Source organism: Pseudoalteromonas umbrosa (assembly GCF_030125375.1).
GTDB classification, from domain to species: Bacteria; Pseudomonadota; Gammaproteobacteria; order Enterobacterales; family Alteromonadaceae; genus Pseudoalteromonas; species Pseudoalteromonas umbrosa.
Map to the genome: position 1 here is coordinate 198,787 of NZ_JASJUU010000006.1, position 11,360 is coordinate 210,146.

11 protein-coding genes are annotated in these 11,360 nt (G+C 40.9%); 4 read left to right on the plus strand and 7 right to left on the minus strand.

Annotation, left to right across the window (positions count from 1 at the left end; all coding sequences use genetic code 11):
• Window positions 1-16 precede the first annotated feature (16 nt).
• Window positions 17-1,285, minus strand: coding sequence for an efflux RND transporter periplasmic adaptor subunit (locus QNM16_RS19310; RefSeq protein WP_284021963.1), 1,269 nt, complete (start codon window positions 1,283-1,285; stop codon window positions 17-19).
• Between the two features lie 299 nt (window positions 1,286-1,584).
• Between QNM16_RS19310 and QNM16_RS19315 the strand changes: the two genes are divergently transcribed.
• The gene (locus QNM16_RS19315; protein ID WP_284021964.1) at window positions 1,585-2,970 is read left to right on the plus strand and encodes a hypothetical protein; all 1,386 of its coding nucleotides are present in this window, start codon (window positions 1,585-1,587) and stop codon (window positions 2,968-2,970) included.
• Window positions 2,971-3,005: 35 nt separating this feature from the next.
• On the opposite strand, the gene QNM16_RS19320 is transcribed toward QNM16_RS19315, so the two are convergent.
• Window positions 3,006-3,371: a hypothetical protein gene (locus tag QNM16_RS19320; RefSeq protein WP_284021965.1), complete on the minus strand. Its 366-nt coding sequence runs from the start codon at window positions 3,369-3,371 to the stop codon at window positions 3,006-3,008.
• Window positions 3,372-3,711: 340 nt separating this feature from the next.
• On the opposite strand from QNM16_RS19320, the gene QNM16_RS19325 reads away from it, so the two are divergent.
• Window positions 3,712-5,532 carry a cytochrome c peroxidase gene (locus QNM16_RS19325; RefSeq protein ID WP_284021966.1) on the plus strand — a complete coding sequence of 607 codons (1,821 nt, stop codon included), beginning with the start codon at window positions 3,712-3,714 and terminating at the stop codon, window positions 5,530-5,532.
• 147 nt (window positions 5,533-5,679) lie between these two features.
• On the plus strand, window positions 5,680-6,219 hold the full coding sequence (locus QNM16_RS19330) for a hypothetical protein (RefSeq protein WP_284021967.1): 540 nt from the start codon (window positions 5,680-5,682) through the stop codon (window positions 6,217-6,219).
• 71 nt (window positions 6,220-6,290) lie between these two features.
• On the opposite strand, the gene QNM16_RS19335 is transcribed toward QNM16_RS19330, so the two are convergent.
• The 5 genes from QNM16_RS19335 to QNM16_RS19355 all read right to left on the minus strand — a co-directional run bounded on the left by QNM16_RS19335 (window position 6,291) and on the right by QNM16_RS19355 (window position 9,909).
• Window positions 6,291-7,889: a PepSY-associated TM helix domain-containing protein gene (locus QNM16_RS19335; protein WP_284021968.1), complete on the minus strand. Its 1,599-nt coding sequence runs from the start codon at window positions 7,887-7,889 to the stop codon at window positions 6,291-6,293.
• A gap of 4 nt (window positions 7,890-7,893) precedes the next feature.
• Window positions 7,894-8,142 carry a hypothetical protein gene (locus tag QNM16_RS19340; protein ID WP_284021969.1) on the minus strand — a complete coding sequence of 83 codons (249 nt, stop codon included), beginning with the start codon at window positions 8,140-8,142 and terminating at the stop codon, window positions 7,894-7,896.
• Window positions 8,132-8,452 carry a hypothetical protein gene (locus tag QNM16_RS19345; protein WP_284021970.1) on the minus strand — a complete coding sequence of 107 codons (321 nt, stop codon included), beginning with the start codon at window positions 8,450-8,452 and terminating at the stop codon, window positions 8,132-8,134. Before QNM16_RS19345 ends, QNM16_RS19340 begins: the two co-directional genes overlap by 11 nt.
• A 114-nt stretch (window positions 8,453-8,566) precedes the next feature.
• The gene (locus QNM16_RS19350) at window positions 8,567-9,208 is read right to left on the minus strand and encodes a hypothetical protein (protein WP_284021971.1); all 642 of its coding nucleotides are present in this window, start codon (window positions 9,206-9,208) and stop codon (window positions 8,567-8,569) included.
• A complete protein-coding gene (locus QNM16_RS19355; protein ID WP_284022001.1) occupies window positions 9,205-9,909 on the minus strand; it encodes an aspartate/glutamate racemase family protein in 705 nt (234 codons plus the stop codon). The genes QNM16_RS19350 and QNM16_RS19355 overlap by 4 nt, the downstream gene beginning before the upstream one ends.
• 249 nt (window positions 9,910-10,158) lie before the next feature.
• On the opposite strand from QNM16_RS19355, the gene QNM16_RS19360 reads away from it, so the two are divergent.
• Window positions 10,159-11,340, plus strand: a complete 1,182-nt coding sequence (locus tag QNM16_RS19360) for a hypothetical protein (RefSeq protein WP_284021972.1) — start codon at window positions 10,159-10,161, stop codon at window positions 11,338-11,340.
• Window positions 11,341-11,360 lie beyond the last annotated feature (20 nt).

Consider the following 11,360-nt stretch of genomic DNA (forward strand, 5'->3'; position numbering starts at 1 on the left):
GTTTATCCTTTTATTTTTATTCACTTAGTATGACTTGTTGCGCTTGTTGAAATGGTGCGAGGCTAGATATTACTATGGTATCACCGACCTGCAAGCCGCTTTTGATTTCAACTTCTCTGATGCTTTTTACGCCTAGCTGAATATCAGTTCGGTGGGCACTGCCGTCGCTTATTTTATAGGCTGTTGAGGCAGACCCTGTTTCAATAAATGCGCCACGGTCAACTTTGAGTATGTTTTTCTTATGGGAGATAATGATCTGTGCATTAACACGTTGATTTTGTCTTAAGCTTTTTGGTTGTTCATCAAAGCGTATGCGACCTGATACACGCCCATTTTCTACCTCTGGAGAGATGGCCATAAGTGTTGCAGGGAAGTATTGATTGTTGATCTGTACTTTTGCAGTTAACCCAATGCCCAATTCATCCGCTAAGTTTTCTGGAATATAAGCTTCCACTTCAAGTTCACTTAAATCGACTAAAGACATCAACTCGCTATCCCTTTGCACATGCTGTTTTTGCTGGACGTTTAAATTGCCCACAATACCGCTTAGTGGCGAAGTTAGCGTGAGCGCATCAACTTGTCTTTGCAAGTTAGCTACCAGGTGGCGTTGTCTATCTAAATCAAGTTGGGTGCTTTGTAATTCAAAGTTAAGTTGCTCTTGAGAAAGTTTTAAGCTATCGATTGCATGACGTTCATTGAGCTCAGCGCGTTTGAGCTCGACCATGGTTTGTTCTAGTTCTAACTTGGAGATAATTTGCTTCTCAATACTGGCATTGGCCCGGGCCATTTCACTTTGTGCGGCTTCTAGTTCGACTTTTGCTAATTCCATGTCTTGTGTATTATCTAATTGCTGCTGTTTGATAGCGATCTGTTGACGCTTTACTTCCATTTCAATGCGTCTTAATGTGGCTTCTTCTTGAAGCAGCTGATTATGCAATTCTGGGCTGTCTAAGCTAGCTAATACTTGTCCTTTAGTTATGGTATCACCAGCTTTGACATGTAGTGTCACAGTACCTGAAGCAATGGCATACAGTGATGGGCTGACGGCGGCAAGGGTGCGGCCTTCAACACGTATATCTTGGATCATATCGCCACGTACCACCTGAGCTGTTTTTAGCTGTTGTGTTGATACCACTTGCTCTGCCGATAAGAGTGTAGAGAAGCTTTCATACGAGAACGCCACTGCGCTAATAAGTCCAATGGCCCCAATGCTTGAAAGCATCCATTTTTTGTTGGTCGATCTCTTTGTGATTACTTTGTCCTGCTGAGATGTATTGCGGATCATGGTGTCCGACTCCTTGAAGCTATGTCGTTTTTATTCCTATATCAAGCTATGTGCCAACTTTTAAGTTGCTGTATTTATTGTTGTTTTTTGTTTTTTGTTATGGGAGGAATAAGGGGGCGGACGGACACCGGACAGTACGCGGACAGTAAATTGGGGCGGACAATGGACGCTGTAGTTCGGATTTTTAAGTTGCAAATAATAGCATAGAGTAACATTTGTTAACTTTTTTCCAGAGGCCTGCGTGCTAAGGTTGTTCCGATTTTTATTATAATTACTCGGTTGTTTTAAAAGGAAATAAAATGAAAAAAATAGATCTAAAACATGCGTTTGTTACCAGTGCGATGCTTATGGCGCTATCGGGTTGCAATTCTTCAGATGATGATACAGTTAAAGTTACCCCCATAGTACCAGCCCCAGAGCTGGGCTCTGTGACGCTCAATGCTGTGTTTGGTGGGTGTTCCACAGCAGATAGCCAAACTGATATTGAAATCATTTTTCATGATGAAAACGGTGCGGTTGTTGCCACTACTAATCCAGATGAAAATGGCAATTTTCAAGGGGATATTCCAGAGGATGCCAAACATGTATCTGTTGTAGACATTAGTGAACGAGAAGACAGTAGTACGTTGCGAAAAGTATATACACATATGGATATATCAGGTGATGTCAATTTGGGTAGCATGGTATTTGACTCTCCGCAAGAATGTAGTGCAATCACGGTAATACCTTGTCAGACCTATCTTGTTGATGTAGAAGATGCGGCATTGACGTACCCTGATTATAAGATGTTAACTAAAGGTCTAGATTCAACTTTTTTGAATTACGCATATAAAGCGCCATTAGGCGAGTCTTTGAAAAAAGCGCATCTTTGCCGAGATGAAAAGCATATTCCGTTTGCAGTAGTGTCTGGTGATAAAGAGATCGTTAAACTAGCCCATGTTGAACCGAATGCAGATGCAAATACTCAAGTGTTTCAGTTATTAGCCGAAAATTTTAGTTACGATGGAGTCGCGGTTTCGACACCAAATTTAGATGATGACGCTGACATAGTCATTGCCTCCTACACTAAGGGAAAGCAAGAGGATGATAGCTATCATTTATTGTTTAATATGCCTGCACTCACCGCAAATGCTATTTTTCCAGATTTAGTGGATTACTCGCAGTATACCGTGAAAGTTGGTGATAATACCGATTTAGATCTTTTCCAATTGATGCGTTCAAGCTACTCAGAATCTGCAATTTCTTCTGAAGGGGAGGTGAGCTTTACAACGCCTGTTGGGTTAGATAATGACTTAGGTCAGGCATTTTTATCTGGTCATAACAGCAATAGTTTTAGCTTTAGTTATGACTTCAGTGCATTAGATGACAGATTAAAGCTTGTCGACTGGCAATTTTCATTCTCATCCAGTGAAGGTCAGAGCTATCAATGGCATATTTCAGGGGAAACGGCGGGCAAGATACCAGAGTTTCAATTTGGGAACGCGTTTACGTTAGATAGTATTGAGTTTAATGAGTTGTCATCGTTTCAAATTAGTTTGATGGCTTACCCTCAAGCACCTACATCATTGAATGATTACCGCACCTTTTTAGCTACTCAGGATAAAAACGATTTTTCAAAAGCTGAAAACCAATCTTATATACAATTTGACTATAAATTCATAAATAAAAGTGGTCGTATTGATTAAGTGCTATCAATTTTGAATTTCTGAAAAAAGTGGTATTAAACAAGTCGACTTGCAGTTTGATACCACAAAAAGCCATATTTATCTAAACCATGCAATACCGCAAGTTGAATGAGTACCAGCCAAATTGTAAATAGACTACTCCAAGATTTAGACATCCCTAAAATTCGATTAAAAATAAAGACCAGCCAAGTGAATGACAATATGACTCCGATCAGATGATCAATCGCACTGATTGCATACAGGGTCGTGATTGTGGCAATGAATACAGCGAGTGCACAGCGCAAAATATTGCTGTAGTCGGCACCAATAAATTGAATAGTAACTTTGGCGGGTATTAGAGTAATGGTAAATAACAGCGATAAGACTAAGAAGGCAGACTCTATGGGATAGTTTAAATCCATTTAACAATCTATAAAACGTTAGTTTCCAAGTGAGGTAATTATTTCATATTAGCGAGGGTCAGGCTAGCTTAAAGGTATAATCACCAGCAAAATCACTGATACTTTTCAGTGGCTCAATTTATTATTTTGAAGTGAAAGTTAGCACTTAAGTGTTGGTTATTTTAAATTTATCCATATTTTTTCCTTATTTCATGCTCATAGTCAGTATTGGTGGCCTATATCCAGCTAATTTCCTGATTTTGATAAAGTTGTTTTTATTATCGGGATAGATGTGTGGAAATCCGAGTAGGCTACCGACATAACCCCAACAAATCTTGGTAGTCGTTATGGAGGAACTGCAATGTTTGGAAAAAGCTACCGTCAATCGATAAATCTACTGTTACTCATCCCTTTGACAATATGGGCATCATGGCTTCATGCCAGCGTACCCATAGAGTCTTCAGCGCCTTCTCAGCTGATTGCTAAAGTGCACTCAGCAACTGAAGTTGGGCTGAGTTGGCAGGCACCTAGCGGTGTTGCAGGCATTACTGGTTATCGCGTGTTTCGTGATGGCAAACGCATTGGCCGCACTAAAATGACCTTTTTTGTTGATACGTCAGCTAGTCCTAATTTTGAGCACAGTTATCATGTCGTGGCTGTGGCAAGAGATCAGGGTAGAAAAATCAGCCAGCGTTCCAATATTGATAGTGTAAAAACACTCACCGATGATGCCAATGATGGTATGCGTAATGGTTCTGTGATCAGAGTGGGGATTGCTAGGCTGGTGGATCACTGCGGCACTAATGATCTTGATGCTATACCAGCGCAGGAGCTGGATGCTTGTATGGATAAGCTGATCGAGCATTATACGCTCAAAGCGGGCTTAGAAGATATGCAGGCTTATGTGGCGCGCTATCGTCGTCAAGAAAATAGTCAAATGATAGAGCTTGGTAAACGCCTTTTTTTTAGCAAAGCCTTAAGTCAGAACTTTGATACTTCCTGTGCTTCTTGCCATCACCCTGCGCAAGGTTGCGGCAGTGATGGCTTATCGCTATCTATTGGTGTGAATGCAGAAGATGCTGATGTTTTGGGATTGGGCCGCAGTGATGGGCAGACGGTTCCTGCTGTTGGCAGAAACTCACCACCAATATGTAATTCTGCACTTTGGGTTGACAGTATGTTTTGGGATCAACGGGTACGGTTACGAGAAGCGAACCGTGATAGTGAGGTGGGGACTGTCTCAACGGCAGATATACAAACACCAGAACTTGATGTGACGCGCTTGATGAATGAAGAGGTAGAAAGTTCAGATCCATTACGTTTGTTGATGGCACAGGCTCATTTTCCGATAACCGCAGCTGCAGAAATGGGTGACCCAAGCGGGTTTGAATCGCCTCAAGCTTATCGGGAGTTTATCGCACTACGCTTATCTGATAATTGGAAGCCTCATTTTTCAGCTGCGTTTGGCGATGAGCAGATAAATTTTTTGCGTATCGCGCGTGCTATGGCAGCTTATCAAGCATCATTTATGTTCATAGATAATCCGTTTTTTGATTATATCGATGGCGAGAAGCAAAAACTCAGTGAAGCGCAAAAACGGGGAGCCCTGTTTTTTTATACCGCTGCAGGCTGTGCAAATTGCCACGATGGTGTGATGTTTACACCTGAGCGCACTCGTGGTCCATTATACCCGCAAATTGGAATACACGGTGTTGCGGATGGGAACTTTAAAAACCAATTTAGAATGCCAAGTTTATTAAATGTGGGTATCACAGCGCCGTATGGAGACAAAGGTGTATTTGCCTCATTAGAGCGTGTCATTGAGCATTATTCTGATGTGACCGGGTCGTTGGAGCGCTTTTATGGTGAGCGTGAAACCTGTGGGTTACCTCAATTTCAACACTTAAACGCTGAGCAATGTGCCACGGTTGTTGGCGAGGCTGGGGAGTATGTATTGGAACTGAATGCACAAAACCGCGCAGCCTCTGATAGGGGGGGTGATGCCATTATTCGAGGTTTTACCGAGACACAAATAAGCTACCTTGCAGCATTTTTGCACGCGTTAACTGACCCAGAAGCATTGGCTGGTAGTAATGAGATTAATATGTTAATTCCGCTTCGTGATGGCGGACCTGATGGCCATCAATTTGATGCCATAAATCGTGCAGGAGATGCGTTATAAAAACAACTTTTAGCAGGTGTGTGAATACGCCTGCTATTTGCATAAATCACTGAATTACTTCGTCTACTGGCTTTTTATTAATCTTTTTTTGCTTTAGGATTGTGTAAAAATAAGCAATTAATAGCCCGAAGCATTAAGGAAAGTAGTTTGGTAGATTTTAATTCCGTTATTGAGACTTGGCATGACTTTTACTCTGTTTTGTCACAAGTCAGTGCGACGTTTGCAGGCTTGCTTTTCGTGAGCTTATCTTTGCGTCATGAACTGCTCAATCATCCCGAATTTGTTCGGGTAAAACGATTGGCGCAGCACACCTTTAAAGCCTTTTTGTTTCTGGTGATATTTGCACTCATTTTTATTATTCCTAAAGCTGGCCTATTAGGTACAACCATGCCGTTATTTTTAGTGGCACTCTATGCATTTGTTATCACAGCAAGAGGCTTGCATATTGAACTTAAAGACAAGTGTGATTATACCGTACAGGTCTCTGGAGCGAGTAAGATTTACCTCTTGTCGATGTTAACTTATTTGATGTTCGGTATTGTTGCCGTGCTACTATTTCTTGGCATTGATAAAGCGTTATATTTGGTTGTGGGATTGGTCATATGGACGCTTGCGTTGGTAACCACGAGTTCATGGAAGCTACTGGCCGAATTAAACGCAGAAAACATTAATAAAAAATGTGAGTAATTCATAGTAACTCCCAAAAAATTAAAAAGCCCAGCTGATCAGCTGGGCTTTTTAGTTAGTGTAGGTTGTCGCTAAGGTGCAGTACTTAACTCAGAGTCAGGCTGTCTAATATCCTGTTGTACCTGCTCTGTTTTCTTCGCAAACTTCAATGCGCCATACCAACATAAGCTGCCAATTGAGATTAACATCACATCGACGATCACAAGATCCACCAATATCATGTTTGATAACACACCACTAAATTGTAGGTAACTTGGAATATTTAGTAGGGCAGCTAAGGCATATAACAGCCCTGATAATTTTAAGGTGTAGTGACAAAACATCGGTTGTTGCTTGATGGACAACGACGCAACGATACTGATAAAAAAGCTCATATATACAATTGCTTGAATACTGGTCATGCGACCAGCTAGGTCAAGCGGGATCACTTTTGTTGCAACAGCGCCTAAGGCAATAGCAGCCATGCAACCGATAAATGCCCCTGAGGTTAAGCGAGTAACAAAGGTAAGGCTGCGTTTACTTTGCTTCTTTTGTTTGGCGCGTTTGCTTATCCACATGAGATTACCTGTAATAATCACATAAGCGGTTGCTAATCCGAGGATGAAAAAAGCAATACGCATCCCGTAACCAGCAAAGTCGCCAAAATGCAAGCTGGCAATCGTCGCAAGGCCTCCGCGTAAGTTATTATCATAGTTGTCTGTGGTGATATATATTTGCTGCTGATCTTTAAGTGTATAACGTACATCCACTTCGTTAGAAAATTCGTCATTGCTTTTACCCATAAACACTAATACCGCGTTTTCATCGCCAAAATGCTCTATCATCATTAGTCTGAGCTTAACATCACCCAGCTCCTCCATGGCTCTTGGGTACAATGCATCGATACCTTGCATTGGCATGCGTTTATCAGCTTCTTCAATATGGGGCTCGTTAAACCCTGCGGCTTGCAGTACCTTCTCTTGGCTACCTTGATACAAAATAAGCGCGTATGAGATTTGATAGATGATCACAAGGTTGAACACTAAACCTGTGAAGGCATACATAATATGAAATGGCAGCCCCATGGTCCCTATTAAGTTATGTGCGTCAAGCCATTTGTCTTTATTTTTGCCGAAACGGTACTGATAAAAATTCTTAAATAGCTTGCGCCAATGTATTACTACACCACTAAGCAAGGCGACAAAAAAGAATAAAGTGATAATACCTACAAAATAAAGACCTATTCGTCCGATGCCTAAATCATAATGAAGGTGATACACAAAGTTTGCATATTGAAACTCGTTTGCGTCCGCAATGATATCGCCAGTAACTGGGTCAAGTAGTAGGTACATGTCTTTATGATCTTCGCCAGTTTCGGGATGAGGCTCTGCTAGCTCAACGGCAAAGTATACTTGCATGAAAGGGTTTCGCTCTGTAGGTTCATACAAGTAAAATAAGTGATGGGTATCAACTTGATATTGCGCATCGAGTTTCGCCATCACTGTGTCATAAGATACTTTCTTACTATGTGGAGCATGTTCACCTATTAGAGATATTTTCTCCCATGTCTCAATGTTTTCACGAAATAAACTAATAGAGCCAGCAACAAAAACGATAAACAAAACAAATGAAATGATGAGACCAATCCATGCGTGTGCGTTGGTAAGTGTCTTTAAAGTTTGGTTCTTCATTGTGTTACACCAGTAAAATGACGTTGAGAAGTGCTGAAGGCAGCAGAATTAAAAGCATGTGCTTTGCAGCCTTAAGAGCGGTATCAAATGCATAAACCCAAACCATAACTCCTGCCCAAATTGGGAAGCCTAAAATAAGTCCGATGAGCAAACGTGTATCTTCTGCAAAAGGCAAAATTAAATTGGTATTCAGTGCCAAAGAGATTGAAATAAATAACCCTGAAAAAAAGCCAAGAATGGTTTTAGGCCACATAGAGTGTCCCTCCAACTGTTGTGCAAAGTACAACGAGTAAAATTGATACCGATATAAATAGGTGTTTTGACTTACCTGCTAGGATAGTCACAGAGACTAACCCCAGCATGAGCACTACAAGGCTCGCTAAAAGTGCCGATACAAGCGGGAAAGCCAGTGCAAAAAGTATATTCGCAACAGTATACAGTATGGTTGCTACGATATAGCCCATGAGTTTATTAAGCGGCTGTTTTAATAGGCGCTGCTTAGGGCTAGATAGGTACAGTAATAGAGATGCTGTCCATATGGGGATAATAGCGAGAAAGCTCATGCAAATAAAAATCATTGTTATTTTGTTGTTTATTGTTTCAATAAGTGAATCAAATTTCAACAATAAAAGTATGAAGATCTTACAATCAGAGCTAAATCGGGCAATTGGTAGGGCTTAAACCAATGATAAAGACCACAGTGTTCTTGTTTTGGGGTCACTGGGATCTGGGCCTACCTCCTTGCTACCTATAAGTTTAAATGCGCTGATAAGCGGTGCATTAGTGATTTGTGTTCTGCCAATCATATGACAGTAACCTTGTGCTTTTGCGCCACTTAAGAAATGCTCAGTTAACTTAAATATTATGCCCATGCCGAGCTTAGTTTTATGAAATTTCTTATTAATAATTATCATATCCGCATACAAGCCGGGTTTGGTATTGCTTGGTAGTGTTCTTGGAAACCCCCAAATGAGGCCAATGAGTTTTCCTTGGTCAAATGCAAGATAGCCTAAGCTATTTCTCTTAGATGAAAAGTAATGTTGGGTACGGGGTTTGCTCCAAAAAGAGACTAGCGGCGTATCGCAAATAGGGCAGTGTGTTTTGTCGCGATATGTCTCGGTGCTAACATTAAACTCGTTGCCTTTACAGTGCGGGCAAACATGCCCCAATTGCACAACTGAATCATTTTCACAGTAGGCCTGATGAAGGTAATCAACTAATACATCAATGCCGCCAATAGACTCAAGACTAAAGGCTTTGTAGTCAAGATGAGCGGCTCTACTGGTCATTTTTTCGATGAGATTTTGTTCTTTAGTCATGAGGTTAAAGCCGTTTTTTGTGGTTTTGAGATTAAGCGTAAACTTTCTTGCGCGAGCAAGGAGATAGGGTTTACGGTTGGTTTATTTGTTAATGGCGGCAGATCGGTGCAGCCAAGAATAATTTGCTCAGCACCACTTTCAATCATACGTTTAGCAATACAAAGTAAGGTACGCGGTGTGTAATCAGAGTTTAATGCCTGTGCATTTGATACTTGAGAGAGAATGAATTGATCTATTTGCTTTTGTTCAAATGAGGTTGGCAGCTCTAGTGAAATATCATGTTCACTCAACGTATTTAAATATAAGCTCTGTTGTATGGTTTGAGAGGTTGCGAGTAACCCCACTTTGTCGACTGCATTGTGAGCAAGTGATTTTACAGTAAGGTCAATGATGTTTAATACTGGGACAGGTACGTGAGACTGAATCTCACTAATAAAGCAAGACAGTGTGTTGCAAGGTAAAGTAATAAAATCTGCGCCGCCTTTGGCGAGTTTTTTTGCAGACTCAATTAAGAGTGGTTTATAGGGTTCTAGCCTTGCCCCTTTCGTTAATATGTTTTCTTCTAAACAAAAAGGTATGGGTAGACTGTCTAGTAAAATATGCGGTCTATGAGTTAGGTGGTTAGCGTGCTGCTGTAGGGTCAAGTAAAACTGAGCACTGGCACTGGGTCCAACACCTCCGATGATACCTATGGTATGCATGATCACAATTTAGCCGTTTGCAAATGTTGTTTTTGCTGATTATCTATACATTCCCAATCAAGTCTATTACAAAAATATTACACTTAATCATTAGGTAAAGGGCGTTTTAGTAGAATAGTATTAATTTAAATGTATATTTTGTGTAAATTTTAGGTGTTTTGTTTTAATTAAAGAGATAGGCTATATAAGCGTAAGTTGAGTAATAATTGCGCAGACATATTTAATCGTAATATTTACAAGGATCTGAACATGAAATATTTACAGGGTATTTTGTTATTATTTGCTCTTTGCTTTTCGGCATTTGGACAATCAAAGGTCATACAGGTAGATAATATGTGTGGACCAAGGGGGGCAATGCAGCCTGAGTCAAAACAATTTCGACATGACAGTATGTTAACCAATACTGCTAACACGCAGTCTAGTGAGAAATCGGGTGTAAGATTTTTGGGCTTTGACATCACCGAAAGCGGGGGCGGGAAAAACCTGACGGCCCGCTTTGCTGGTGGTGACGGACTGACATATGCATATGCTGACGTGTATTGGGGTGATCACACTTTAATGTGTGGCCAAGTATATGGCCCAGAGCGTCAAAATAATTTTGCATGGGCTATCAACATACCGCTCTCTGAAGTATCGGCGATATTAAATCAGGAGGGGGAACTCGCAATATGGTTGATCAGCCTTCATAACGTTAATGGTGTAGAGGAAGACCGGATCGGTGAAATAACGTATGACAAGCAAGCTTTATTAGAGCTAGTTAATCATCAGTCTGACACTAGTTTGCCTTATGAGTTAACTATCGCACACCCAAGTGATTTGGAAATGCAGTATGGTGAAAACGACATTGTGTATTGTCTTAATAGTCGTTACTACAATTGTGATTATTCTATTTATGAACATCCAAGGGCCGATGATGCACGATGGGATACAATGGGTATCGCGCTGCCATTTAAAGGTCAATTAACCTTAGATGGCTATGTTTCATCTATCCTTTATAAGGAAGACATAACCTCGGATATGAAGGTGATGGCAACAGACATTGGCGTATGGAATGCAGGTGTGTCTGAGCCATTTCAGTTAGGTGCATTACACCCAGATAGTAAAGCCTTTTTGTCACAATTTATGACGCTAAGCCGTAGCGTGGACGCAGACACGGGCAAAATGAAGTCGACTATTGCATGGGATATCCCAGTAGAGCATGGTGAATTTCTAAGTCATGGTACGTTCGTACGTGATTACAATACATACCTTTTGTATAACTTCGCAATACAAAGAAATCCGCTTGGCAGCCTTGAAGACGCACTGAATAATGGCTACTCCGAAGCGCAGTATCAAGCGAAAAACAAAGCGAGCAGCATTGCGATGACCGGGATATATGATTCATTCAATGGCACCTTAAAACTTACTCCATTGACGGTGACATATCCATAAATGTCAGATAAGAGCAGGCA